The organism is Mesorhizobium sp. M1006, from assembly GCF_040318825.1.
GTDB lineage: Bacteria > Pseudomonadota > Alphaproteobacteria > Rhizobiales > Rhizobiaceae > Mesorhizobium.
In genome coordinates this window covers 16,386-41,274 of the sequence record NZ_JAMYMZ010000010.1, presented here as the reverse complement: position 1 = coordinate 41,274, position 24,889 = coordinate 16,386, and the positions used below count along the sequence as shown (strand labels likewise).

Genomic DNA, 24,889 nt, shown 5'->3' with positions numbered 1-24,889 from the left:
TGTGTCCCGTGCCAAGTGGCACGGGACGGTTCGGTCATGGGCTCGGGAGGAGCCGTTTACATCTTGCCCCGGCTACATCTTGCCATCGTCCTGGAAGACCTCGGTCCAGTCCTTGACGAGGCCGTCGAGCGCATCCTTGGCCGAGCCTTGCCCGGCAACGACATAGTCGTGGAAGCGCTTCTGCGATGCCTGCAACAGCGGGGCATAGCTCGGCTCGGCCCAGAAGTCCTTCACGATGGCCATCGAGTCGAGGAAGGTCTGCGCATAGGGCTGGCTGGCCGGGAAGGCGGGGTCCTTGACGACCGCGTTGAGGCAGGAATAGCCGCCGAGCGACCACCATTTGGACTGCACGTCCTTGTTGGCGAACCATTTGATGTATTTGAGCGCGGCTTCCTGCTTGTCGGAATAGGAGACCACCGAGATGCCCTGGCCGCCGAGCTGGGCGAACTGGTCCCCGTCCGGACCTTTGGGATTGACGAAATAGCCGATCTTGTCGCCGCCGACATTCTCGTCCTTCTGCAGGCCTGGCCAGGTGAAGGCGAAGTTCATGTGCATCGCCACCTGGCCGGATTTGAAGGCATCAACGCCTTCGCCCATGTAGCTGTTCGAGGCGCCGGGAGGGGTGCAGCAATCGTAGAGGGCTTTGTAGAACTCCAGGCCCTTCACCGATTTATCGGAGTTGACGAAGCCTTCCATCTCGTAGGGCTTTTTCGGGTTTTCGTACTGGAAGCCGAAGCTGTAGAGCACGTCCATGGCGCCCATGGTGATGCCTTCCGAGCCGCGCTCGGTGTAGATCGACGCGCCATAGACGGTCTTGCCGTCGATGTCGCGCTTCTGGAAGAATTCGGCGATCTGCTTCAATTGGTCGAAGGTCGTCGGCGGGCCGAGATCCCAGCCATACTTTTCCTTGAATTCCTTCTGCAGCTCCGGCTTGGAGAACCAGTCCTTGCGGTAAGTCCAACCGACGACGTCACCCATGGCCGGCAGCGCCCAGTAATTCGGCGAGTTCTTCGGCCATTCCGAATAGCCGACGACGGTCGCCGGCACGAAGTCGTCCATGCTGATCTTCTCCTTGTCGAAGAAGTCGTTCAGCTTGACGTAGTGGCCGTTCTCGGCGGCACCGCCGATCCACTGGCTGTCGCCGATGATGAGGTCGCACAGCTTGCCGTGCGAATTCAGCTCGTTGAGAAAGCGATCGGCATAGTTGGTCCACGGCACGAATTCGAATTTCATGCCGATGCCGGTTTCCTTGGTGAAGTCCTTGGACAATTCCACAAGCGCGTTGGCCGGGTCCCAGGCTGCCCAGCAAAGCGTCAGATCTTCTGCCTGCGCGACATTCGAAACGGCTGTCGACGCAAAGAGTGTCGATGCCAGTCCCAACGCCAATTTCAAGGTCGATTTCATGCCTTCCTCCCATTTGCGAAACGCGTCCGGATGACGGTTTCAAGAGCCCGCTAAACCCCTCCTCCGGGGCCCAAACACAACGACGCGGCGGCGCACCGGATGTTTAGTAATTTGTTTAGTGATGCAATTTTTACTAAACAAGGCAAGCGAATTCGTTGCTGCACCGCAGCATGCTGGACAGGAAAGCAACGTGAGAAAGTTGCGGCGACCTGCCTAGGTCACCGTCTTGTTGCTGACGGCCACCGGACGGATCACTGGGGCCGGCGGCAAAAGCGCGCGGATATCGGCGAAGGGGAAGACTGGCTCGAAGCGGAAGGCCTCGGCGAACGATCCGGCTGGGCCATTGCACTGGCCGGCGCGAAAGGCGTTCTGCGTGCGCGCCGCGTCGACGAAACGCTCGGGATCCTGCGACTGGTGCGCCCGGATCGCCTCCGCCTTGAGATCGAAATGCCTGGAGGTATCGACGTAGTACGTTGGCGAAAACCCGGTGCCGCCGAACGTGTCGGCATGTAGCACCGGCACCGAGAATGACGCTGCGATGCGCACGCCATCCGACAGCGCGCGGTGGTCGCCATGATAGTCGTTCGGCGCATGCGTTATCACCAGATCCGGCCCTATCTCGCCGATCAGTGCTTTGAGCGCCCCGATCAGCGCGGCATCCGCGACCAGCCCGCCATCGGGAAAGTCGAGGAAGCGCGGCGTCACGCCAAGCAGGCCGGCCGCCGCCGTCGCCTCCTTGCGGCGCGTGCGCGCAAGTGCGGCCGGATCGCCATAGCCGCCCCTGGCGCCATCCGTGGCTATGGCAAAAAAGAGTTCTGCGCCTTGCGCGGCATAGGCGGCCATCGTACCGAACATGAAGATCTCGATGTCGTCCGGATGCGCGCCAAGCGCCAATATCTTCACTCTCATCTCTCCCGGAAATGGAAAAACGTGCCCAACGGAATTCTGCTCGCGCTCATCGCCTATGCAAGCTATTCGTGCAGCGACGCGGTTGTCAAAAGCCTGGGCGGGCAGTTCAACGTCTTCGAGATCGGCTTCTTCTCGACATTGTTTGCCGGCTGCTTTCTGCTCTTTGCCAGGCCGGCAGGCGAGCGCTGGCTCGATTTCTGGCGCACCAACCGGCCCTGGGCGGTACAGGCCCGGGCCTGGGCCGGCATCGCCTCGGGCGTGCTCAGCGTCTATGCCTTCACCACCATCCCGCTGGCGGAAGTCTATGCGCTCATCTTTCTGGCGCCGCTGTTCGTCACTATCCTGGCCACGCTGGTCCTCAAGGAAAAGGTCGGCCCATGGCGATGGTTGGCGGTCGTCGCCGGCTTTGCCGGGGTCATGCTGGTCGTCAGGCCTGGTTTTCGCGAGTTGCAGCTTGGCCATCTGGCGGCGTTCATCATCGCCTTCCTGGCCGCCACCAATGTCATCCTGATGCGTTCGCTCGCCGCGCAGGAAAAGCGCACGACGATGCTCGGCGTGCTGATCGGCTACGGCCTGCTCTTCAACGGCGTCGGTGCGGCGGCTACCTCGTTCTCGCTGCCGGATGGCAGGCAATGGGCCTGGCTGGTGCTGGCCGGCGCCTTTACCGCCGGCGGCCAGCTGCTGCATCTGCTGGCGGTCAAATACGCGCCGGCCAACCGCATCGCGCCGACGCATTACTCGCAGATCGTCTGGGCGGTGGTTCTAGGTGCGCTGTTCTTCAGGGAATATCCGGATTTTCTGTCGCTGGTCGGCTTGGCCGTGGTCGGCGGTTCCGGCCTGCTGACCATGGTGCGCGAGGAGGTGCGGCTCGGCACGGTGCGCTGGAACCCGTTTTCGCGGACCAGGCTTTGAGTCGGCGCCGAGGTTGCGCCGCGACCGCCACCGCTGATATGCGGTTGCTGCCAACTGGCTGCACAGCATAGCACAATGACGACAAAACCCTTGCCGGACCTGCCGGTCTCCGTTGTCTTGCCGGCGCTCAATGAAACGCTGAGCCATGGTAACAGCGCCGTGCTGGTGGCGCCACCCGGTGCCGGCAAGACGACGCTGGTTCCACTGGCGCTGCTCGACGCTGAATGGCTCGGCGCCGGAAAGATCATCCTGCTCGAGCCGCGCCGCCTCGCCGCCCGCGCTGCCGCCCGCCGCATGGCCGAATTGCTCGGCCAAGAGCCCGGCGAAACCGTCGGCTATGCCATGCGCATGGAAAACCGCAGTTCCGCAAAGACCAGGGTTCTCGTCGTCACCGAAGGCGTGCTGTCCCGCATGATCCTCGACGACCCGGAACTGCCTGGTGTCGCGGCGGTGCTATTCGACGAGTTCCACGAACGCTCGCTCGACGGCGATTTCGGGTTGGCGCTGGCGCTTGACGTGCAGGGTGCGCTGAGGCCCGAACTCAGATTGCTGGTGATGTCGGCAACGCTCGACGGCGCGCGTGTCGCAAAATTGCTGTCCGGCGCGCCGGTGATCGAGAGCGCAGGCCGCGCCTTCCCGGTCGACATCCGCTATGACGAGCGGCCGGCCGGCGTCACGATCGAGGACGCCATGGCCAAGGCGATCCGCTCGGCGCTTGCCGGGGAGGAGGGCAGCGTGCTCGCTTTCCTGCCCGGCCAGCGCGAGATCGAGCGCACCGCCGAGCGGCTGGCGGGCAAGGTCGGCGCCGATACCGACATCGTGCCGCTCTATGGTATGCTCGACAACAAGGCGCAGGACGCGGCGATCAAGCCGGCGCCGCTCGGCCGCCGCAAGGTCGTGCTGGCGACGTCGATCGCCGAAACCTCCATCACCATCGACGGCGTCCGCGTCGTCATCGATTCCGGCCTGTCGCGGCTGCCGCGCTATGAACCGGCGAGCGGCCTGACGCGGCTGGAGACGGTACGTGCTTCCCGCGCTTCCGCCGACCAGCGCGCCGGCCGTGCCGGACGCACGCAGCCGGGCGTCGCCATCCGGTTGTGGCGGGCCGAGCAGACGGCGGCCCTGCCGGCCTTCACGCCGCCGGAAATCCTCGAGGCCGATCTTTCCGGCCTGTTGCTCGATAGCGCAGCGTTCGGCGTCGCCGATCCGACCAGTCTATCCTTCCTCGACCCCCCACCGGCTCCGGCGCTCACCGAGGCGAGGGTACTGCTACGTGCGCTCGATGCTGTCGATGCGGCAGGACGCCTGACGGATGCCGGTGCCGCGATGCGCCGGCTGGCGCTACCGGTGCGGCTCGCCCATATGGTCGCCGAGGCGGCAAGGACCGGAGAGGCGCTCGAGGCGGCGATGCTCGCCGTATTATTGACCGAGCGTGGCCTTGGCGGCGATGGTGCCGATCTCGAACGGCGGCTGCTGCGCTTTCGCGCCGAAAGATCGCCGCGCGCCACCGCCGCCCGGCAGCTGGCTGAGAGGCTGGCAAAGCAGGCTTCACCCTTCCCCTCTAGGGGAGGGTCGGCAAGCGAGCCGAGCGCAGCGAGACGAGCGAGACGGGGCGGGGTCGTCGATGGCGTGCCCGAAGCGGCCCCACCCCTATCCGCTACGCGGATCGACGCGCCGGGGCGAGCCACGGGTCTCGCCCGTCCTTCCGACCCCCTCAAGGGGGAGGGCAGCACAGCCGGCGCTCTCCTCATCCATGCCTGGCCGGATCGGGTCGCCAAAGCGCGCGGCGAGCGTGGCCGCTTCGTGCTTGCCAACGGCTCGGGCGCCATGCTCGACGCCTCCGATCCGCTGGCCGGCGAGACCTGGCTCGTCGTCGCCGACCTGCAGGGCAAGGCGCAGAACGCCCGCATCACCGCAGCGGCAGCCATCGATGAGGCCGACATCCGCACTGCGCTGGCGGAAAAGATCGAGGCCCGCCGCGAGGTGAGCTTCGACCGCGACAGGCGCGCGGTGCGGGTACGCGAAACGGTTCGCCTCGGCGCCATCACGCTGTCCGAACGCATGCTGCCGGCGCCGACCGGTGCCGACGCGGATCGCGCCATCCTCGACGCCTTGCGCGAACACGGCCTGTCCCTGTTGCCGTGGAACAGCGAGGCGGAGACGTTGCGGCAGCGGCTCGGCTGGCTGCATCGCGGCCTCGGCGTGCCATGGCCCGATGTCTCCGATGCCGCGCTCGTCGAGCGTCTCGACGACTGGCTGCTGCCGTTCCTTTCCGGCGCGGCATCCTTTGCGGCAATCGATCCCAGCGTGCTTTCGCAAGGCCTGATGACGCTGGTGCCGCACGAATTGCAGCGCAAGATCGACACATTGGCGCCGACCCATTTCGACGCGCCGTCGGGCAGCCGGCTGCCGATCCGCTATGACGGCGAATGGCCGGTGCTGGCGATCCGCGTGCAGGAACTGTTCGGCTTCGACCGGCATCCGGCGATCGCCAACGGCACTGTGTCGCTGACGCTCGAATTGCTGTCGCCGGCGCACCGGCCGATCCAGACGACGCGCGACCTGCCCGGCTTCTGGCGCGGCTCCTGGGCCGATGTGCGGGCAGAGATGCGCGGCCGCTATCCCAGGCATGTCTGGCCGGAGAACCCGCTTCTCGCCGCCGCCACTAGCCGCGCCAAGCCGCGCGGTACCTGATGCTTCCAGACTGTCATCCCGAACCGAGGCCCAGCTTCGGCGGTTTTCGGAAAAGACCTCCGGCTGTTTCCCCTCTATAATCACTGCCCATGATAAACATCCTGCACGCACCCGACTTCCAGCAAAGCCAGCGGCTGCGCCTCAACACGCTGATCAGGTTGCGCTGGCTTGCCATCGTCGGCCAGAGCCTGACCGTGCTTGTCGTCGCTTACGGGCTGAAATTTCCGCTACCGGTCAGCATGTGTTTTGCGCTGATCGCCTGTTCGGCCTGGATGAACCTTTTGCTGACCTTCCGCTATCCGGCGGCGCATCGGCTTACCCCGTTCTCGGCCTTCGCCATCCTGACCTTCGACAGCCTGCAGCTTGCCGGCCTGCTCTACATGACCGGCGGCCTTACGAATCCGTTTTCGCTGCTGATGACCGTGCCCGTCGTCGTCTCGGCGACGTCGCTGCCGCTGCGGCTGACCGCCATGCTCGGCGCGCTGGTGATCGTGGCGGCGACGCTGCTGGTCTTTTACCACCTGCCGCTGCCCTGGCATGAGGGGGCGCCATTGGCGATGCCGTTCATCTATGTCGCCGGCATGTGGATGGCGGTGTTCTGCTCCATCGCCTTTACCGCGATCTATGCCTTCCGGGTGGCCGAGGAGGCGCGGCTGCTTGCCAACGCGCTTGCCGCCACGGAATTGGTGCTGCAGCGAGAACAGCATCTCTCGGCCCTCGACGGCCTCGCCGCGGCCGCCGCGCACGAACTCGGCACGCCGCTCGCCACCATCACGCTTGTTGCCAAGGAGATGGAGAAGGCGCTTGGCGAAGATCCGAAATACGGCGAGGACGTGAAGCTGCTGCGTTCGCAGAGCGAGCGCTGCCGCGAAATCCTGAAGCGCCTGACCAGCCTGTCCTCCGAGAGCGAGGTGCACCTCTCGCGCCTGCCGCTGACCTCGCTGGTCGAGGAGGTGACGGCGCCGCACCGCGATTTCGGCATTTCGATCAAGCTTCGGCCGGGCGAGCGCATCGGCCCGGAGCCGGTGGGCCGGCGCAATCCCGGCGTCATTTACGGCCTCGGCAATCTGGTCGAGAACGCGGTCGACTTCGCCCGCAACAGCGTGACAGTGCGCTGGAACTGGAATGAGGCCGCCGTCAGCTTCTCGATCATCGACGACGGGCCGGGCTTTCCACCGGAGATCATCGACCGTATCGGAGAACCCTATATGTCGACGCGACAAGGCACCGAAGCCGGCGGCGGCCTCGGCCTCGGCCTATTCATCGCCAAGACCTTGCTCGAACGCTCCGGCGCGACGCTCGATTTCCGCAATTCAAGCGAGCCCGGCGAGGGCGCTATCGTGCAGATATCGTGGCCGCGCAGCGTCTTCCTCAATCCCGAGCAGGCTTCGGCCACCATGTTCGACACGGCCTAAATTGGACAATAGCGTTGCGAAACTATATTTGCGTAAAAATCAGGCAGCAGGATTTTCAGCACGATGAGTACTGACGAAACGATTGGCGCAATGGTCGAAGGCGAGGATACCTCGCTGCTGATCGTGGACGACGACAAGCCGTTCCTGACGCGGCTTGCCCGCGCCATGGAAACCAGGGGTTTCGTGGTCGAGACGGCGGAGAGCGTCGAGGAGGCGGTTGCCAAGGCGCGCGCCAATCCGCCGGCCTATGCGGTGGTCGACATGCGGCTGGCCGACGGCAACGGCCTCGACGTCGTCGCCGCGATTCGCGAGAAGCGCGACGATGCCCGCGCCATCATCCTCACCGGCTACGGCAACATCGCCACCGCGGTGACAGCGGTAAAGCTCGGCGCCATCGACTATCTGTCGAAGCCGGCCGATGCCGACGATATTTTTGCCGCCCTGACCCGCACCGCGGGCGAACGCGCAGCGCCGCCAGAAAATCCAATGTCGGCCGATCGCGTGCGCTGGGAACACATCCAGCGCGTCTACGAAATGTGCGACCGCAACGTCTCGGAAACCGCACGCCGCCTGAACATGCATCGCCGCACGCTGCAACGCATCCTCGCCAAGCGCGCGCCGCGCTAAAGGGCTCTCATTACAGGCTTGCCCGGCCAGCGCTGTTTGCGCATCATCGCTCGGCGGTGTCGGACCTTGCCGCTGATACGACGGAGGCGACATGCAGGACGAAAAGCGGCTGGTCTCCATGCTGCGCGAATTCCTCGACAGCGAGGCGGCCGGCGGCCTCATCCTGATGGCTGCGGCGGCCTTGGCCCTGATCGTCGCCAATTCGCCGCTGGGCGAGGCTTATTTCTCCGCCCTCCATGCCTATCTCGGACCGCTCAGCGTCTCGCACTGGATCAATGACGGCCTGATGGCGGTGTTCTTCCTGCTGGTCGGTCTCGAGATCAAGCGCGAAATGCTTGACGGCCAGCTGTCGACCTGGCCGCGCCGCGTGCTGCCCGGCATCGCCGCCGCCGGCGGCATGGCAGCGCCGGCACTGGTCTACGTCGCCATCAACCGCAACAATCCAGCCGCTCTGTCCGGCTGGGCGATCCCAACCGCCACCGATATCGCCTTTGCGCTCGGCGTGCTGTCGCTGCTCGGCAGCCGCGTCCCGGGTTCGCTGAAGATATTCCTCACGGCGCTTGCCATCATCGACGATCTCGGCGCGGTGCTCATCATCGCGGTGTTCTATACCAGCGGCCTCTCGCTCGCCTATCTCGGCGCCGCCTTCGCCGTGATCGCGCTGCTGGTGGTGCTCAACCGCATGCGGGTGCTGACGCTGCTGCCGTACATCTTGCTCGGCATCGTTCTGTGGGTTTTGGTGCTCAAATCGGGCGTCCATGCGACGCTCGCCGGCGTCGCGCTGGCCCTCACCATACCGCTGAAGATATCGCCGGGCAGCGGCCATGATCTCGACCATTCGCCGCTGCACCGGCTCGAACACGGCCTGCACAAAGTCGTCGCCTTTTTCGTCATCCCGACTTTCGGCTTTGCCAACGCCGGCGTCTCGCTCGCCGGTCTCAGCGCTGCCGCCCTGGCCGAGCCGCTGACGCTCGGCGTCGCCGCCGGCCTCGTCTTGGGCAAGCTGGTCGGCGTGTTCGGGTCTTCCGCGCTTGCCATCCGGCTTGGCTTCGCCGATCTGCCGGTCAATGCCGGCTGGCTGCACATGGTCGGCATTTCGCTGCTCTGTGGCATCGGTTTCACCATGAGCCTGTTCATCGGCCTGCTCGCCTTCGCCAGCGACGCCGCCCTGCAGGACGCGGTCAAGGTCGGCATCCTCGCCGGCTCCTTCATCGCCGCGCTCCTAGGCGCCGCTGTGCTGCTGGTGGGGCCGGCCGCAGGCGAGGCGGAGGAGGCGGAAGAATAGGCGTCTCCTCGCGGGCGCTACCCGTGAGCGACCATGACGTGGCGGACGGCGGTATAGTCCTCCAGCGCGTAGAGCGACATGTCCTTGCCGTAGCCGGATTGTTTCAACCCGCCATGCGGCATCTCGTTGGTCAGCATGAAATGGGTATTGATCCAGGTGCAGCCATATTGCAGCCGGGCCGCTGTCGCCATGGCCCGCGAAACGTCCTTGGTCCACACCGACGACGCCAGGCCGTAGTCAGAATCATTGGCCCAGTTCACCGCTTCGTCAACTTCGGAAAAGCGGGTGACCGAGACCACCGGACCGAACACTTCGCGGCGCACGATCTCGTCCTCCTGCAGCGCGCCGGCGACGACGGTCGGCTGGTAGAAGAAGCCGGAGCCCTCGCCCGGCTTGCCGCCCGTGGTGATCTCGATGTGCTTGAGCTCAGAGGCGCGCTCGACGAAGCTCGAGACGCGGTCACGCTGGCGACGCGAGATCAGCGGGCCGATCTCGTTCTCGGTATCGTCGGGGCGATCATACTTGATGGTCGAGACCGCAGTGGAGAGGTCTGCGACGAGCTTGTCGTAAATCTTCTTGCCGGCGTAGATGCGGCAGGCCGCGGTGCAGTCCTGGCCGGCATTGTAATAGCCGAAGGCGCGCAGACCGTTGACCACCGCGCCGAGATCGGCGTCGTCGAAGACGATGACCGGCGCCTTGCCGCCGAGTTCGAGATGCGTGCGCTTGACCGATTTGGCGGCAGCCTGCAGCACCTTCTTGCCGGTGGCGACGTCGCCGGTGATCGAGATCATGTTGACTTTCGGGTGGTTGATCAGCGTGTTGCCGACGCTGTCGCCGCGACCGAGCACGACGTTGACGACGCCTTCCGGCAGGATCTCGGCAAGGATTTTCGCCAGCTTCAGCGCGGTCAGCGGCGTCTGTTCCGACGGCTTGAAGACGACGGTGTTGCCGCCGGCAATCGCCGGCGCCAGCTTCCAGGCCATCATCATCAGCGGATAGTTCCACGGCGCGATCGACGCGACAACGCCGATGGCGTCTCGGCGGACCATCGAGGTGTGGCCGGGAATGTATTCGCCGGCGACCTGGCCGGACATCGAGCGGACCGCGCCGGCAAAGAAGCGGTAGCAGTCGACGATCGCCGGGATCTCGTCATTGAGCACGGCATTGATCGGCTTGCCACAGTTCAGCGCCTCGAGCGCCGCGAAATCCTGTGCAGCAGCCTCGATGCGATCGGCGATCTTCAGGAGATAGCCGGCGCGCTGCGCCGGTGTTGTGCGGGACCAGGTGACGAAGGCTTTTTCGGCAGCAAGCACGGCCGCCTCGATCTGCGCTGGGCTGGCCTCGGGCAGATTGAGGATGGTCGCCCCGGTCTTCGGGTTGAGGATCGGCTCCTCGGTCTCGGTGCCTTTTTCGAATTTAGAGCCGATCAGCATCTGCGTGTCCATGGAAGTCTCTCCCTTGTGAACGAGATCATTTGCCCGAACCGGCGATCTGGTCGCCGTCGCGGGTCAGGCAATAGGCAGCGAGGATGGGGAGCAGCGTCACCAGCACTACCACCATCGCCACGACATTGGTGACCGGACGCTGGCGCGGACGGATCAATTCTTCGAGCATCCAGATCGGCACCGTCTGCTGCTGGCCGGCGGTGAAGGTGGTGACGATGACCTCGTCGAAGGACAGCGCAAAGGCAAGCATGCCGCCGGCCAGCAGCGCGGTTGCGATGTTGGGCAGCACGACATGCCGAAAGGTCTGGAAACCATCGGCGCCGAGATCCATCGACGCCTCGATCATCGAGCCGGACGTGCGGCGGAAGCGGGCGACCGCATTGTTGTAGACGACGACCACGCAGAAAGTGGCGTGGCCGAGCACGATCGTCCAGAACGAGAACGGGATTTCGGCCAGCGCGAAGGCCGAGCGCAGAGCGATGCCGGTGATGATGCCGGGCAGCGCGATCGGCAGGATGACCAGCAGCGAGATGGTTTCGCGGCCGAAGAATTTTGTGCGGGACACGGCAGCGGCGCACAGCGTGCCCAGGACCAGCGCGATGGTAGTCGAGATCGCCGCGACCCGCACAGACAATGACAGCGCCTGCCAGACGTCGGGGCGGTTCCAGGTGACGGCGAACCATTGCGTGGTCAGGCCCGGCGGCGGCCAGACGAAGCTCTTCTCCTCGGTGGTGAAGGCATAGACGAAGATCAGCAGGATCGGCAAATGCAGGAAAAGCAGGCCGCCGGTGGCAGCGAGCTTCAGGCCGATCGGCGCGGATGGGCCACGGTCAGAGCGCATCGAAAGCCCCCATGCGCTTGGCGCCCCAGAGGTAGAAGCCCATGATGACGATGGGCACCACGGTGAAGGCGGCGGCGAGCGGGATATTGCCGGCGGTGCCTTGCTGCGAATAGACGGCCTGGCCGATGAACAGCCGCGAGGTGCCGATGATCTGTGGGATGATGTAGTCGCCGAGCGTCAGCGAGAAGGTGAAGATCGAGCCGGCGACGATGCCGGGCAGCGCCAGCGGGAACAGCACGTTGCCGAAGGTCTGCCCGGGCGAGGCGCCGAGATCGGACGAAGCCTCGACCAAATTGCCCGGCACGCGCTCGAGTGCGGCCTGCACCGGCAGGATCATGAACGGCAGCCAGACATAGACGAAGACGATGAAGGTACCGGTTGAGGAGACCGACAGCGAGTTGCCGCCGACGACCGGCAGCGACAGCCAGGCATCAAGCAGCCACAGAAGATGCAATTTGGCCAGCAGCCAGGTCAGGATGCCTTCCTTGGCGAGAATCAGCTTCCACGCATAGATCTTGACCAGGTAGCTCGACCACAGCGGCAGCATGACGCCGAGATAAAACAGCGCCTTCCAACGGCCGCGCGCATAGCGCGCCGCGTAATAGGCGATGGGAAAGGCGATGACCGCCGCCGCCAGCGTCACCAGCGCCGCCATAGTCACCGTGCGCAGGATGATGTCGAGATTGGCGGCCTGCAGCAGGTCGCCATAGGTCTTCAGCGTGAACTCGCGGTTGATCAGGCCGGAGAACTCATCGATCGAAAAGAAGCTCTGCAAAAGCAGCGCAAACAGCGAGCCGATATAGACGATGCCGAGCCAAAGAACCGGGGGTAGCAGCATCAAGAGCAGCAAGAATTGCGGCCGGCGCCAGAAGAGATCGGAGAGCCCGCCGCGTACGCCACCACTTCGCGGCAGGATGGCGGGGGCCGTGGCCCGCGGCATGGCAGCGTCCAGGCTCATCCGAGCTCGTCCATCAGATGCAAATGCTCGCGCTTGAAGGTGAGCACCACCGCCTCGCCTTCCCCCGGCAGCACAGCACCCGCCGGCACGATGGCATGCAGTCGCAAGCCCTCTGCATCGAGCGCCAGTCTTGTCGTGGCGCCGAGATAGTTGGTCGAGACCAGGCGGGCGGCAACCCCTTCGCCGTTGGCCCGGCCAATACGGATGGATTCGGGCCGCAGGCTGCCCCAGCGATACTGGCCGGCATAGCGCTGGACGAAATCCGGCGGCAGCACGTTGGACGAGCCGACGAAATCGGCGACGAAGCGGGTCTTGGGGCGCTGGTAGATGTCTTCCGGCGTGCCGATCTGCATGATCTTGCCGTCATTGAAGACGGCCACGCGGTCGGCCATCGACAGCGCTTCGCCCTGGTCGTGGGTGACGAACACGAAGGTGATGCCGAGCGCCTTCTGCAGCGATTTCAACTCCTCCTGCATGTTTTCGCGAAGCTTGAGGTCGAGGGCGCCGAGCGGCTCGTCGAGCAACAGCACCTTGGGCTGGTTGACCAGCGCACGGGCGAGCGCGACGCGCTGGCGCTGGCCGCCGGAAAGCTGGCCAGGGCGACGGGCGCCGTAGCCGGGAAGCCGCACCAGCGCCAGCGCTTCTTCCGCCGCCTGTTGCCGCTCCGGTCTGCCGACGCCCTTGACCATCAGCCCATAGGCGACGTTGTCGAGCACGTTGAAATGCGGGAACAGCGCATAATCCTGGAACACGGTGTTGACGTTGCGGCGATAGGGCGGCACGCCCTCGGCGCGTTCGCCGAAGATCGAGATCGAGCCCGCCGTCGGCTGCTCGAAACCGGCGATGAGGCGCAGGCACGTCGTCTTGCCCGAGCCGGAAGGCCCGAGCATGGCAAAGAACTCGCCCGGCACGATGTCGAGATCGACCGCGTCAACGGCACGCACGCTGCCGAAATGGCGAGAGACGTTTTGGAAGGAAACGGCGGAGGTCATGGGGCTGTCCTGATCTGTCAGGCTCATCAAATTTCAGGCGGTAGCGCTGCCTCTTATCCGCCTGCCGGCACCTTCTCCTCGTATAGTGGACGGGGAGAAGGGAGGCGCTCCAACGCTGGCGACCCCCCGGTTCTTCACCGGGAGAGGGTAAGGGTGAGGGGCAGCGCCGAGCTTCGTAGGTGAGGCGAACTCACCGCCCGCCGATGACGCCGATATAGTCCGACACCCAGCGGTAATAGGGCACGCACTGGTCGTTCTGGGTGGCGCATTTCGAGACCGGCGTCTTCCAGAACTTGATCTTGTCGAAATTGTCGTAACCGTTGGTCTTGCAGCCTTCCTCGCCGAGCAGTTCGTTGCCCTTGCAGGCGGCGGGCACCACCGGCAGCGAGCCGAACCAGGCGGAGACGTCGCCCTGCACTTTTGGCGACAGCGAATGCTCCATCCACATGTAGGCGCAGTTTGGGTGGGCAGCATCGGCCTCCATCATCGTGGTATCGGCCCAGCCGGTGACGCCCTCCTCGGGGATAGTCGAGGCGACCGGCTTCTTGGCCGCGATCAGCGTGTTTACCTGGTAGGGCCAGGAACCGGAGGCGACGACGCCTTCGTTCTGGAAATCGTCGACCTGGATGGCGGCGTCGTGCCAATAGCGTCCGACCAGCGTACGCTGGACCCGCAGCAGGTCGAGCGCCGCCTTGTACTGATCCTCGGTCAGTTCGTACGGATCCTTGATGCCGAGCTCCGGCTTGTGAGCCATCAGGTAATTGGCAGCGTCGGCGATGTGGATCGGCCCGTCATAGGCTTGGACGCGGCCCTTGTTCGACTTGCCGTCGGGAAGCTTCATTTCCTCGAAGACCACGTTCCAGCTCTTCGGCGCCTCCTTGAACACTTCGGTGTTGTACATCAGCACGTTCGGCCCCCACTGATAGGGGACGCCGTAATGGACTCCGCCGACGGTGAACCAGGGCGCATCCTTCAGCCGGTTGTCGACCGTCTTCCAGCTCGGTATGAGGTCGGTGTTGATCGGCTGGACGCGCTTGCCGGCGACAAGGCGCAGCGAAGCGTCGCCCGAGGCGGTGACGAGATCGAAGCCGCCCTCGTTCATCAGCGAGACCATCTCATCGGAGGTGTTGGCGGTCTTGACGTTGACCTTGCAGCCGGTTTCCTTCTCGAACGAAGTGACCCAATCATAGGCCTTGTCGGTTTCGCCGCGCTCGATATAGCCCGGCCAGGCGACGATATTGACCTCGCCTTCGCCTTTGCCGAGCTCCTTGACCTGGGCGATGGCCTGGCCGGAGAAGCTCAGCGCGACCGTCAAGGCAGTGCATGATTTCAGCAATGAATTCATCGTCGATCTCCCATTTTTGCATGACCTCGAAACCGGTTTCGGGTTTCGGAAGAAGGTCATGCGCCCGTTCAAAAACGTTGGATGCGCGGCCCTGAAGGGCCGTGCTCCTCGCATCGGCCCGAAAATCGGAAATCGATTTTCGGAAGGCCCGATGCGAAAACTAAAAGTCTTAGAGCGTACTATGTGCGTCCAATTGGACGCACGTCGCGCTCTAACGGCAGCTTTGTTCCCTGACCGAAAAGTGCTGCGAAATTTCCGGTTTCGCAAATTCATTTATCAGAAAGCCGATATCGATTTTTCCGATACGTCAGCGGCCAATCTTCTCGGGCCGTTGGCGCACCATGCGCTGCGACTGGGCAAGTCCGATGAAGTCGCGCGCCGCCTGCGGCAGACCGGAGCCGCGCCGCCAGACCATGCCGACCTGGACGACCGGCAACGATCCCGAAATATCGCGCGATTCGATGCGGTCGCCTTCCAGCGACCATGGCCGGTAGACGAGGTCGGGCAGCAGCGCCACGCCGGCGCCGGTAGCGACGAGGCTGCGTACCGCTTCGACCGAGCGGGTGCGGAAGGCGACATGCGGCTTGGCGCCGATTGCCGTCAGCAGCTTTCCGGTATTCTCCTCGATCTCGTCGACGGTCAGCATGATCAGCGGTTCCGAGGCGATGTCGCCGATGCCGATGATGTCGGCACCGGCCAAGGGGTGGCCGAGCGGCAGCCACAGCCGGTAGGCCGAGACTTCGAGGATTTCGGACTGCAGTGCCGTGCGGTCGCGCAGGTTCGAGGTGACCATGACGGCAATGTCGAGCTTGCCGCCAATTAACAGGTGCTCGAGATAGTCGCCATTGTCCTCGATTGCCGAGACCTCGACACCCGGATAGGCGCGGCGGTAGCGGGCAAGAAGATCGGAAAGCACATAGCCGGCGACCAGCGAGGTGACGCCAAGTTGCAGCCGCCCGCTTGCCGCGGCCTGTTCGCCGAAGAAGGCGCGGCGCGCATCGGAAACGTCGGCCAGGATCTTTCTCGCATGGCGCAGGAACTGGTGGCCTTTGTGGGTGATGTTCAAGCCGCGCGGGTGGCGCTCGAACAGCTCGACGCCGAGATCGTGCTCCAGCTCCTTGATCGCCTCGGTGACCGACGATTGCGAGATCGACAGGTTCTGGGCGGCGCCCGACACTGTGCCCTGCTCGGCGACGGCGATAAAGAACTGCAATTGGCGGATGGTGAAAGCCATGGCCGGACTAAACACGGCAGACGCGGCGCTGGGAAGTGGGTGCTGGAGCAGATCTCCCGACAGAGCTCACGATAGAGCTCAGCCCTCGCTTCAGCCATCGGCAATGCTGAGCCGTGCGCCGGCCTGGGCGAGGGCGGCGCCGATGTCGTGCGGCGGCGGACGGTCGGTCGCGAGTTCGGAGAAGCCGCCGAAGCCGCAGACCTGAACAAGGCCCTGGCGGCCGAATTTGCTATGGTCGGTGACGACAAGCGAACGCTGGCCGCGCGACAGCACCATGCGGGCGAATTCGGCCTCTTCCAGATCATAGTCCATGACGCCGGTAACGGCATCGACCGCACCGGTCGATATCACGGCATGGCTGACGGAAAAGCGGCTGACGAATTCGATGGCCGAGACGCCGAAGGCAGCACCGGAATCGCTGCGCAGCTCGCCGCCGGCCATGTAGACCTTATTGCCGTTGACAGTGGCCAGTGTGCGGGCGATGTCGGAGGAGTTGGTGACGACCGTCAGCCGCCGGTGGCCGAGCAGTTCCCGGGCCAGGAAAGAGGTGGTGGTGCCGGTGTCGAGCATGATCGATTCGCCGTCGCGGATGGTGGCGGCGACCATGCGCGCTATTGCCCGCTTGGCATCGGCGTTCTCGCGCATGCGTCGCTCGAACGGCGCTTCGCCGGCAATCGACGGCAGGCCGACGGCGCCGTGCATCTTGAGGATGGAACCGTCGCTGGTCAGTGGCTTGACGTCGCGGCGTACTGTCTCCAGCGAGACGCCCAGCCGGTCGGCCAGGCTCGCAATGGTCACGGTGCCTTCCTCCTTGAGGAGGCGCAGGATTTCGCCATGCCGCTTCGAGTGGACCATCGGTTCCATCCGGTCGGATTGTTGCACCGCTGACCGCTTCTACGACATAAATGCCACTAACTCCAAGGAATTTAGCAAAATTCGGGCAAAAAACCAGAAAATACCACAAATTCGCGTTGACAACGCCTCCAGCGTGGCGCGACATTATCGCTGTGACAGGCTCGGAACGGAGGACGACGGCTGAGCCGCACGAAAAATCGCTTGCCCGAACGCCCGGGAGATCGTCGGGTGCAAGGGTCCCGAAATTCAGGATCCGCGGGGGCGGATGCCGGCGTCGAAGAACCCGGCACAAAGGGGCTCGTCGGTGCGGTGCGGGATACCGATCCCGAGATCTGCACCGACGAGATCTTCGCGTTGCCTCCATTCCTCCGTCCGATTGTCATCGCTGGCCAGCCGTGACATGCGTGGAAAATTGACCCAATGTTGGACGACATCGTGACTGTCGAAGTGACTGTCGAAGACCGCATCCGTGCGCTGCCTTGCTGGACCGGCAGCATCGACATCGCGCCGCTGCCGGGCGGGCTGAGCAATGCCAATTATCTGGTCAAGGACGCGGCCGGGCGGCACGTCGTGCGGCTCGGCCAGGACTATCCGTTCCACCATGTCTTTCGCGAGCGCGAGATGATGACGGCGCGGGCAGCGCACGCGGCAGGCTTCGCTCCGGCCGTCCACTACACTGGACCCGGCGTCATGGTGACGGAGTATCTCGGCGCCAAGGCCTATGTCGCGCAGGACGTGCGCGCCGATCTCAGCCGCGTTGCCGCGTTGCTGCGCGGTTTCCACCGGGAGATGCCCGGTCATGTCTCCGGCGCCGGCTTCATGTTCTGGGTATTCCATGTCATTCGCGACTATGCGCGCACGCTGGAGGAAGGCCGCAGCCGCAAGCTGGGCGAACTGCCGCGCCTGCTGACGCTGGCGGACGAGCTCGAGCGCGCGCAAAAGCTGCTGCCGATCGTCTTCGGCCATAATGACCTCTTGCCGGCTAACATAATCGACGACGGTCACAGGCTGTGGCTCATCGATTTCGAATATGCAGGCTTCAACACCGCGATGTTCGACCTTGCCGGCGCGGCGTCGAATGCAGGCATGAGCGACGAGGAGTCCTTCGCCTTCCTGACCGCCTATTTCATGAAGGAGCCGGACCCGGCGATACGGCGCTCGCACGCCGCCATGCAATGCGCGTCGCTGCTGCGTGAGGCGATGTGGGGCATGGTTTCCGAGCTTTACCTCGACGCGCCCGGTGTCGACTACGCCGCCTACGCCGACGAAAACCTGGCGCGGCTCGAAGCCGCCCTGGAAAACTACAGGACAAAATACGGGACGCGGACATGACCTTGCCCGCCCAGGCCGGGATCGTCGTCATCGGCGGTGGCATCATCGGCTGTTCGACGGCCTATCATCTGGCGCGCGACCACAAGGCCGAAATCGTACTGCTCGAACAGGGCAAACTCACCTCGGGTTCGACCTGGCATGCTGCCGGGCTGGTCGGCCAGCTGCGCTCGTCGGCGTCGATCACGCGCGTGCTCAAATATTCGGTCGATCTCTACAAGGGGCTGGAAGCCGAAACCGGCCTCGCCACCGGTTGGAAGATGACTGGCTGCCTGCGCCTCGCCACCAATGGCGACCGCTGGATCGAGTATAAGCGGCTGGCAACGACGGCTAAGAGCTTCGGCATGGACATGCATCTGCTGTCGCCGGCCGAGGTCAAGGAAATGTGGCCGCTGCTGGAAACCGGCGACCTCGTCGGCGCGTCCTGGCTGCCGACCGACGGTCAGGCAAGCCCTTCCGACATCACCCAGTCGCTGGCCAAGGGTGCGCGCATGCATGGCGCAAAATTGTTCGAGGAGGTGCGGGTCACCGGCTTCGAAATGAGAGACGGCCGCATCACCGCGGTAAAGACCAGCAAAGGCGATATCGCCTGCGACAAGGTGGTGAACTGCGCCGGGCAATGGGCGCGGCAGGTGGGTGCGCTGGCCGGGATAAACGTGCCGCTGCAGCCGGTGAAGCACCAGTACATCATCACCGAAAAGATTGATGGCCTGCCGACCGACGCGCCGACAATTCGCGACCCCGATCGCCGCACCTATTTCAAGGAGGAGGTCGGCGGGTTGGTGATGGGCGGCTACGAGCCGAACCCGCAGGCGTGGACGACCGGTCTGCCGGGCGGCGATGTGCCGGACGATTGGGAGTTCCGGCTGTTCGACGATGATTACGATCATTTCGAGCAGCATATGAGCCAGGCGATCGAGCGTGTCCCGGCGCTCGCCAATGCCGGCGTCAAGCAGATGATCAACGGGCCGGAGAGCTTTACGCCGGATGGCAATTTCATCCTCGGTGTGGCGCCGGAATGCGCCAATATGTTCGTCGGCGCCGGCTTCAATGCCTTTGGCATCGCGTCCGGCGGCGGCGCCGGCTGGGTGCTGGCGCAATGGGTCGTCGACGGCGAGGCGCCGCTCGATCTGTGGGTGGTCGACATCCGCCGCTTCTCCGATCTCCACCGCGACCGGCAATGGGTCCGCGACCGCACGCTGGAAGCCTATGGCAAGCACTACACGATCGGCTTCCCGCATGAGGAATATGTCAGCGGCCGGCCGCGCATCGTCTCGCCTTTGTACGAGCGGCTGCAAAAACATCGCGCCGTGTTCGGCTCGAAACTTGGCTGGGAGCGGCCGAACTGGTTCGCGCCGGAAGGCATCAAGCCGAAGGACGTCTATTCGATGGGCCGGCAGAACTGGTTCCTGGCGGTTGGCGACGAGCACCGCCACGTGCGCGAAAAGATCGGTATTTTCGACCAGTCGTCTTTCGCCAAATACGAAATGACCGGAGCCGACGCGCTGAAGGCGCTGGACTGGATCTGCGCCAACGACGTCGCCAAGCCGGTCGGCCGGCTGACCTACACGCAGCTTCTCAACACGCGCGGCGGCATCGAGGCCGATTTGACCGTGGCGAGGCTCGGTGAGGAAAAATTCTACATCGTCACCGGCACCGGTTTCCGCACGCATGATTTCTCCTGGATTGCCGATCATATCGGCAGGGAGTTCGACGTGACGCTGACCGACGTCACGGAGGATTTCGGCACATTGTCGCTAATGGGGCCGCGCGCCCGTGACGTGCTGTCAGCGGTGACCGATGCCGACGTCTCGAATGCCGCCTTTCCATTCGGCCATGTTCGCGAGATCGCCATTGCCGGTCACGCCGTCCGGGCACTGCGCGTCACCTATGTCGGCGAACTCGGCTGGGAACTGCATGCGCCGATCGCGGCGACGGGCGAGGTTTTCGACGCGCTGATGACGGCGGGCGCTGTCCACGACATTCGCCCGGTCGGCTATCGGGCGCTAGAATCGCTGCGGCTGGAAAAGGGCTACCGCGCCTGGGGCGCCGACATTACACCCAACGACACGCCGCAGGAGGCCGGCCTCGGCTGGGCGGTGAAGCTCAGGAAGAACACCGATTTCCTCGGCCGGCGGGCGCTTGAAAAGCTCGATGGCTCGACGCTCAGCAAACGCTTTGCCGGCTTCACCGTCGATGATCCGGACGTCGTGCTGCTCGGGCGCGAGACCATCCTGCGCAACGGCGAGGCGGTCGGTTATCTCACCAGCGGCGGCTATGGCTACACCATCGGCAAGAACATCGGCTACGGCTATGTGCGCAATGCCGATGGCGTCAACGATGATTTCCTTACCTGCGGCAACTACGAGCTGGTGGTGGCAATGGAACGGACGCCGGCTAAGATACACCTCGAGCCGCTTTACGATCCGGCAGGAGCAAAGGTGAAGGCATAGAGCCTTCCGGTTTCAGCCTCAGTTCACGATGAGCACCAGCCCCCGGCTCGGCACGGTATCGGCCTCGCCTGGCATCGAAACATAGGGCGGCGTTTCTTCGGCGCGCGTGACGGTGCCTTGCGCCTCGAGCTCGGCGATCCGCGCGGCAAACCCGGCACCCCACAGCGTGTTCTTCACTGTCAGCACGATCACCCCGCCCGGCCGGCAGATGCGGATCAGCTCGTCCAGACCCTCGGCCCCGACATGGCCGGACGTGAAGACGCCGGCTGAGATGATCCCGGCATAGGCGTCGTCCACGAAGGGCAGCGGTCCGCCAAGCGCCAGGCAGTGCAGCGCTGAATAGACGCCCTTGCGCGCGGCTTGCGCCAGCATGCCTTCCGAGATGTCGAGCGCCTCGACCTGCGGATAACCGGTAATGGCAAGCCATTCGCCGATGAGCCCGGTGCCGGCGCCGGCATCGAGCAGAGGAGCGGCGCCGCGCGCCAGATGGCGGGCCAGCAAGGCAAGGCAGATGGTGGGATGGCGATAGCCAGCCGCCGACATGTCGGCGTCATAGGTTCCTGCCCACCTGTCGTAAAGCGCCGCGACGTCTTCCGGCCGCTTCGCCGCATAGGCTGCGGCGAGTGCGCTCTGCTGATTGCTGTCCGTCATCGCTTTCCGTCGCCTGGTATCGATCCGCAACGCGATCATAGCCAAACGGCGAAAACTGTGGAACCGTCGTCGTCCCAATAATACGGGGAAAGGAGCGAAATCCATGGCGGACGACCGGGCGCGCGCCGCAATTGCGGCCATTCCGATGCTGGCCGGCTATGACGGCCCTCTGGAACGGCTCGGCGGTCTCACCAACCTCGTCTTCAGGGGTAAGGATTTCTGCCTGCGTATCCCCGGCAAGGGTACCGAGGAATACATCAACCGCGCCAACGAGGCAGTGGCGGCGCGGGAAGCGGCGGAGGCCGGCGTCAGCCCCGATGTGCTGCATGTCGATGCCGAGACCGGCGTGTTGGTGACCCGCTTCATCGCCGGTGCCGAGACGATGTCACCGGAAAAGTTCAAGACTCGGCCGGGCAGTCCGGCACGCGCCGGCAAGGCCTTTCGCAAACTGCACACATCCGGCGCGGTGTTCCCCTTCCGCTTCGAGCTGTTTGCGATGATCGACGATTATCTGAAAGTGCTGTCAACCAAGGACGTCGCCCTGCCTGCCGGCTACCACGACGTGGTCCGCGAGGCGGAGGCAGTGCGCTCAGCACTTGCGGCTCACCCTCTGCCGATCGTCGCCTGCCACTGCGACCCGCTCTGCGAAAACTTTCTCGATACGGGCGACAGGATGTGGATCGTCGACTGGGAATATTCCGGCATGAACGATCCGCTCTGGGATCTCGGCGACCTCAGCGTCGAAGGGCAATTCGACGCCGCGCAGGACGAGGAGATGACGCTGGCCTATTTCGGCGGCGAGCCGAGACCGGCGGAGCGCGCCCGCATCGTCATCTACAAGGCGATGTGCGACCTGCTGTGGACGCTGTGGGGACTGATCCAGCTTGCCAACAAAAATCCGGCCGACGACTTTCGCGCCTATGCCGACGGCCGGTTTGCGCGCTGCAAGGCACTGATGGAGATGCCGGAATTTTCGCGGCATCTCGCGGCAGCGCGCCGGGGTTAATTCACGCCCTTTGGCACGTTTTCGGGCGGTACCGTGTCGACCACCTTCTGGCGGTGGAAGATGAACAGGCCGGCCAGCACGACGATGGCCGAGCCGATCAGGATGCGCGGCCCAGGCACATCGCCGAAGAAGGCGAGGCCGAAGACCACTGCCCACAACAGCAGGCTGTAATGCAGCGGCGCCAAGGTCGAGGCCGGCGCCAGCTTCAACGCCCTGGTGATCATCAGATGCGCGCCGCAGGAGACGATGCCGAGAAGCAGCATGGCGCCGAAATCGAGCGAGGACGGCGTCTTCCAGCTGCCGAGGGTCAACGCAGCGCCGACCAGCAGCGTGCCGATGGTTTGCCAGGTGACCAGCGAGGTGTCGCTGGTGCCACGCAGCCGCCGATTGAGGATGATGGCGAAGGCAAAGGAAATGCTGCCGGCGAGCGCGAACATCGACGACAGCGAGAACGCGGCCGAGGACGGCTTCAGCATGATCAGCACGCCGCAGAAACCGACCAGGATAGCCGCCCAGCGGCGCCAGCCGACCCTTTCGCCGAGCAGGAAGTGCGACAGCGCCGCGACATAGATCGGCCCGGCCATGTAAAAGCTCATCACATCGGCGAGCGGCAGATAGACGACCGCCGCGTAGAACAGCGCCGTGTCGAGCGTCGTCATCACCACGCGCAGCAGCTGCAGCTCCGGCCGCTCCATGCGAAACAGCTTGGCCGGGCCCTGATGTGCAATCATCGGCCCGAGTATGAAAAAGGCGCCGATCGAGCGGATCAGCACGACCTGGCCGACGGAAAAACTGGCGACCAGCCACTTGCCCATCGCATCGTTCAACGCAAACAAGAAATCGCCGGCGAGCATCAGCAGGATGCCGGCCAGCAGCACGTTCATGATCGTTGAGTACTGGGCTGCGGGCCGCGCCATGCCGTTACCGGTTCCTCGCCGTGGGGTACGGTGACCCGCGTCGTAGTCGCAAGCTGCGGCCATGACGAGGCGAAAATCGAGAATTCGGTAAGACCAGCGCCGGAAATCGGCTGGACTAATGCATGTCGCGCAAAAGTGTGCAGCGGTTTTGCGATAACGACACGCTTAAAAACAAGACCTTAAAGCGCGTCGCGTGGGTCCGTTCAAACGCGACGCGCTTTAAGCGTGGCGCCGGTTCACCGTGCCCGGCCTTCCGGCGATCGAAAGCCGCGTGTCCTGCCGGCTGCGCTCGGCCACCACCTTGCCCCTGGCGATGACGCAGAGGCGCTCGGGGCGCAGCCGCAGCGCTTCGACCGGATTGCCGGCATCGAGAACGACCAGGCTGGCGCGCTTGCCGACGGCCAGGCCAAGGTGATCGAGGCCCATGATGGCTGCATTGACGTTGGTGACCATGTCGAAGCAGCGCGCCATCTCGGCCGGGCTCGACATCTGCGCGACATGCAGGCCCATGAAGGCGACGTCGAGCATGTCTGCGGTGCCCAGCGAATACCAGGGGTCGAGCACGCAATCCTGGCCCCAGCCGACGCGGATGCCTTGCGCCAGCATCTCCTTGACCCGCGTCAGTCCGCGGCGCTTGGGAAAGGTGTCGTGGCGGCCCTGCAGCATGATGTTGATCAGCGGATTGGGGATCGCCGAAACGCCGGCCTCGGCAATCAGCGGCAATAGCTTCGAAACGTAGTAATTATCCATCGAATGCATCGATGTCAGGTGCGAGCCGGCCACTCTGCCCTGCAACCCGAGCCGCTGCGTCTCATAGGCAAGCTGCTCGATGTGGCGCGACAGCGGATCGTCGGTCTCGTCGCAATGCAAGTCGACCATCAGGCCGCGCTTCGCCGCGATTTCGCAGAGCTCGGTGACGGAGCGCGTGCCGTCGGCCATTGTGCGCTCGAAATGCGGAATGCCGCCGACGACATCGACGCCTATGTCGAGCGCCCGGATGGTGTTGTCGCGCGCCGTCGGCGAGCGGTAAAACCCGTCCTGCGGGAAGGCGACCAGCTGCAGGTCGATATAGGGGCCAACCGTCTTCTTCACGTCGAGCAGCGCCTCGACCGCCAGCAGGCGGTCGTCGCAAACATCGACATGGGTGCGGATGGCGAGCAGGCCCATCGACACCGCCCAGTCGCAATAGGCGAGCGCACGGTCGCGCACCGCTTCGTGGGTCAGAAGCGGCTTCAACTCGCCCCAAAGCGAGATGCCTTCGAGCAGCGTGCCCGAGACATTGATGCGCGGAATGCCGAGCGAAAGCGTGGCGTCCATATGGAAATGCGGATCGACGAAGGGCGGCGAGACCAGATTGCCATGGGCATCGATCGCCGTGCCGGCGCTGACGTTCAGCTCGGGCTCTATCGCTGCGATCGTTTCGCCGACGATGCCTATATCCGCGATCCTGCCGTCGGGCAGCGTCCCGCCGCGCACCACAAGGTCAAAATCCATCTAGCGCCACCTCGTTCAAAAAAGCCGTTTCTTTCCATGCAGCGTGCTGCCGCAAGGCGGAACCTTCAGGCGCGGCCCTTCCCTTCTCCCCTTGTTGTGGAAGAAGGTGGCCGCGAAGCGGCC

General features: G+C 64.3%; 20 protein-coding genes. 8 read left to right on the top strand and 12 right to left on the bottom strand.

The window, feature by feature from the left end:
• Positions 1-72 precede the first annotated feature (72 nt).
• Entirely contained in the window at positions 73-1,404 is a 1,332-nt protein-coding gene (locus NKH60_RS12110; protein WP_352454682.1) for an ABC transporter substrate-binding protein, read from the bottom strand.
• 213 nt (positions 1,405-1,617) lie between these two features.
• A complete protein-coding gene (locus NKH60_RS12105) occupies positions 1,618-2,307 on the bottom strand; it encodes a PIG-L deacetylase family protein (RefSeq protein WP_352872207.1) in 690 nt (229 codons plus the stop codon).
• A 27-nt stretch (positions 2,308-2,334) separates the two neighbouring features.
• On the opposite strand from NKH60_RS12105, the gene NKH60_RS12100 reads away from it, so the two are divergent.
• The 5 genes from NKH60_RS12100 to nhaA all read left to right on the top strand — a co-directional run bounded on the left by NKH60_RS12100 (position 2,335) and on the right by nhaA (position 9,246).
• On the top strand, positions 2,335-3,225 hold the full coding sequence (locus NKH60_RS12100; protein WP_352681360.1) for a DMT family transporter: 891 nt from the start codon (positions 2,335-2,337) through the stop codon (positions 3,223-3,225).
• 75 nt (positions 3,226-3,300) lie between these two features.
• A complete protein-coding gene (hrpB, locus tag NKH60_RS12095) occupies positions 3,301-5,919 on the top strand; it encodes an ATP-dependent helicase HrpB (protein WP_352872205.1) in 2,619 nt (872 codons plus the stop codon).
• 89 nt (positions 5,920-6,008) lie between these two features.
• The gene (locus NKH60_RS12090) at positions 6,009-7,334 is read left to right on the top strand and encodes an ActS/PrrB/RegB family redox-sensitive histidine kinase (RefSeq protein WP_352448476.1); all 1,326 of its coding nucleotides are present in this window, start codon (positions 6,009-6,011) and stop codon (positions 7,332-7,334) included.
• 63 nt (positions 7,335-7,397) lie between these two features.
• A complete protein-coding gene (locus tag NKH60_RS12085; protein WP_023676342.1) occupies positions 7,398-7,961 on the top strand; it encodes an ActR/PrrA/RegA family redox response regulator transcription factor in 564 nt (187 codons plus the stop codon).
• 91 nt (positions 7,962-8,052) lie between these two features.
• Positions 8,053-9,246, top strand: a complete 1,194-nt coding sequence (gene nhaA / locus NKH60_RS12080; RefSeq protein ID WP_352872203.1) for a Na+/H+ antiporter NhaA — start codon at positions 8,053-8,055, stop codon at positions 9,244-9,246.
• Positions 9,247-9,263: 17 nt separating this feature from the next.
• Here the strand turns inward: nhaA and NKH60_RS12075 are convergent, their stop codons facing one another.
• From NKH60_RS12075 to NKH60_RS12045, 7 genes are all read right to left on the bottom strand, one after another.
• Positions 9,264-10,691: a gamma-aminobutyraldehyde dehydrogenase gene (locus tag NKH60_RS12075; protein ID WP_352872201.1), complete on the bottom strand. Its 1,428-nt coding sequence runs from the start codon at positions 10,689-10,691 to the stop codon at positions 9,264-9,266.
• A gap of 25 nt (positions 10,692-10,716) precedes the next feature.
• The gene (locus tag NKH60_RS12070; protein ID WP_352872199.1) at positions 10,717-11,532 is read right to left on the bottom strand and encodes an ABC transporter permease; all 816 of its coding nucleotides are present in this window, start codon (positions 11,530-11,532) and stop codon (positions 10,717-10,719) included.
• The gene (locus NKH60_RS12065; RefSeq protein ID WP_352614621.1) at positions 11,522-12,472 is read right to left on the bottom strand and encodes an ABC transporter permease; all 951 of its coding nucleotides are present in this window, start codon (positions 12,470-12,472) and stop codon (positions 11,522-11,524) included. Before NKH60_RS12065 ends, NKH60_RS12070 begins: the two co-directional genes overlap by 11 nt.
• A 14-nt stretch (positions 12,473-12,486) precedes the next feature.
• Positions 12,487-13,482, bottom strand: coding sequence for an ABC transporter ATP-binding protein (locus NKH60_RS12060; protein ID WP_352540420.1), 996 nt, complete (start codon positions 13,480-13,482; stop codon positions 12,487-12,489).
• 190 nt (positions 13,483-13,672) lie between these two features.
• Positions 13,673-14,827 (bottom strand): ABC transporter substrate-binding protein, encoded by a 1,155-nt coding sequence (locus NKH60_RS12055; RefSeq protein WP_352540421.1) that lies wholly within the window; start codon positions 14,825-14,827, stop codon positions 13,673-13,675.
• Between the two features lie 307 nt (positions 14,828-15,134).
• Positions 15,135-16,061, bottom strand: a complete 927-nt coding sequence (locus tag NKH60_RS12050; protein WP_023676350.1) for a LysR family transcriptional regulator — start codon at positions 16,059-16,061, stop codon at positions 15,135-15,137.
• Positions 16,062-16,151: 90 nt separating this feature from the next.
• On the bottom strand, positions 16,152-16,916 hold the full coding sequence (locus tag NKH60_RS12045; protein ID WP_352872196.1) for a DeoR/GlpR family DNA-binding transcription regulator: 765 nt from the start codon (positions 16,914-16,916) through the stop codon (positions 16,152-16,154).
• Between the two features lie 447 nt (positions 16,917-17,363).
• Here NKH60_RS12045 and NKH60_RS12040 point away from each other — a divergent pair, with 447 nt between their 5' ends.
• The gene (locus NKH60_RS12040) at positions 17,364-18,248 is read left to right on the top strand and encodes a phosphotransferase (RefSeq protein WP_352614619.1); all 885 of its coding nucleotides are present in this window, start codon (positions 17,364-17,366) and stop codon (positions 18,246-18,248) included.
• Positions 18,245-20,698: a GcvT family protein gene (locus NKH60_RS12035; RefSeq protein WP_352614572.1), complete on the top strand. Its 2,454-nt coding sequence runs from the start codon at positions 18,245-18,247 to the stop codon at positions 20,696-20,698. Before NKH60_RS12040 ends, NKH60_RS12035 begins: the two co-directional genes overlap by 4 nt.
• Before the next feature lie 18 nt (positions 20,699-20,716).
• On the opposite strand, the gene NKH60_RS12030 is transcribed toward NKH60_RS12035, so the two are convergent.
• Positions 20,717-21,349, bottom strand: a complete 633-nt coding sequence (locus NKH60_RS12030; RefSeq protein WP_352614570.1) for a class I SAM-dependent DNA methyltransferase — start codon at positions 21,347-21,349, stop codon at positions 20,717-20,719.
• Between the two features lie 103 nt (positions 21,350-21,452).
• Here NKH60_RS12030 and NKH60_RS12025 point away from each other — a divergent pair, with 103 nt between their 5' ends.
• The gene (locus tag NKH60_RS12025) at positions 21,453-22,355 is read left to right on the top strand and encodes a phosphotransferase (RefSeq protein ID WP_352614568.1); all 903 of its coding nucleotides are present in this window, start codon (positions 21,453-21,455) and stop codon (positions 22,353-22,355) included.
• Here the strand turns inward: NKH60_RS12025 and NKH60_RS12020 are convergent.
• Positions 22,352-23,272: a DMT family transporter gene (locus NKH60_RS12020; protein ID WP_352614566.1), complete on the bottom strand. Its 921-nt coding sequence runs from the start codon at positions 23,270-23,272 to the stop codon at positions 22,352-22,354. The two genes, NKH60_RS12025 and NKH60_RS12020, sit on opposite strands and share 4 nt — an antisense overlap.
• Positions 23,273-23,491: 219 nt before the next feature.
• Positions 23,492-24,766, bottom strand: coding sequence for an amidohydrolase family protein (locus tag NKH60_RS12015; protein WP_352469954.1), 1,275 nt, complete (start codon positions 24,764-24,766; stop codon positions 23,492-23,494).
• Positions 24,767-24,889 lie beyond the last annotated feature (123 nt).

Bases quoted from the DNA above. Each gene is read 5' to 3' on its own strand.
- NKH60_RS12110 (WP_352454682.1), bottom strand. From the start codon at position 1,404: ATGAAATCGACCTTGAAATTGGCGTTGGGACTGGCATCGACACTCTTT.
- NKH60_RS12045 (WP_352872196.1), bottom strand. From the start codon at position 16,916: ATGGTCCACTCGAAGCGGCATGGCGAAATCCTGCGCCTCCTCAAGGAG.
- NKH60_RS12025 (WP_352614568.1), top strand. From the start codon at position 21,453: ATGGCGGACGACCGGGCGCGCGCCGCAATTGCGGCCATTCCGATGCTG.
- NKH60_RS12085 (WP_023676342.1), top strand. From the start codon at position 7,398: ATGAGTACTGACGAAACGATTGGCGCAATGGTCGAAGGCGAGGATACC.
- NKH60_RS12065 (WP_352614621.1), bottom strand. From the start codon at position 12,472: ATGCCGCGGGCCACGGCCCCCGCCATCCTGCCGCGAAGTGGTGGCGTA.
- NKH60_RS12030 (WP_352614570.1), bottom strand. From the start codon at position 21,349: ATGACGGACAGCAATCAGCAGAGCGCACTCGCCGCAGCCTATGCGGCG.
- NKH60_RS12035 (WP_352614572.1), top strand. From the start codon at position 18,245: ATGACCTTGCCCGCCCAGGCCGGGATCGTCGTCATCGGCGGTGGCATC.
- NKH60_RS12090 (WP_352448476.1), top strand. From the start codon at position 6,009: ATGATAAACATCCTGCACGCACCCGACTTCCAGCAAAGCCAGCGGCTG.
- hrpB (WP_352872205.1), top strand. From the start codon at position 3,301: ATGACGACAAAACCCTTGCCGGACCTGCCGGTCTCCGTTGTCTTGCCG.
- NKH60_RS12060 (WP_352540420.1), bottom strand. From the start codon at position 13,482: ATGACCTCCGCCGTTTCCTTCCAAAACGTCTCTCGCCATTTCGGCAGC.
- NKH60_RS12055 (WP_352540421.1), bottom strand. From the start codon at position 14,827: ATGAATTCATTGCTGAAATCATGCACTGCCTTGACGGTCGCGCTGAGC.
- NKH60_RS12075 (WP_352872201.1), bottom strand. From the start codon at position 10,691: ATGGACACGCAGATGCTGATCGGCTCTAAATTCGAAAAAGGCACCGAG.
- NKH60_RS12070 (WP_352872199.1), bottom strand. From the start codon at position 11,532: ATGCGCTCTGACCGTGGCCCATCCGCGCCGATCGGCCTGAAGCTCGCT.
- nhaA (WP_352872203.1), top strand. From the start codon at position 8,053: ATGCAGGACGAAAAGCGGCTGGTCTCCATGCTGCGCGAATTCCTCGAC.
- NKH60_RS12050 (WP_023676350.1), bottom strand. From the start codon at position 16,061: ATGGCTTTCACCATCCGCCAATTGCAGTTCTTTATCGCCGTCGCCGAG.
- NKH60_RS12020 (WP_352614566.1), bottom strand. From the start codon at position 23,272: ATGGCGCGGCCCGCAGCCCAGTACTCAACGATCATGAACGTGCTGCTG.
- NKH60_RS12015 (WP_352469954.1), bottom strand. From the start codon at position 24,766: ATGGATTTTGACCTTGTGGTGCGCGGCGGGACGCTGCCCGACGGCAGG.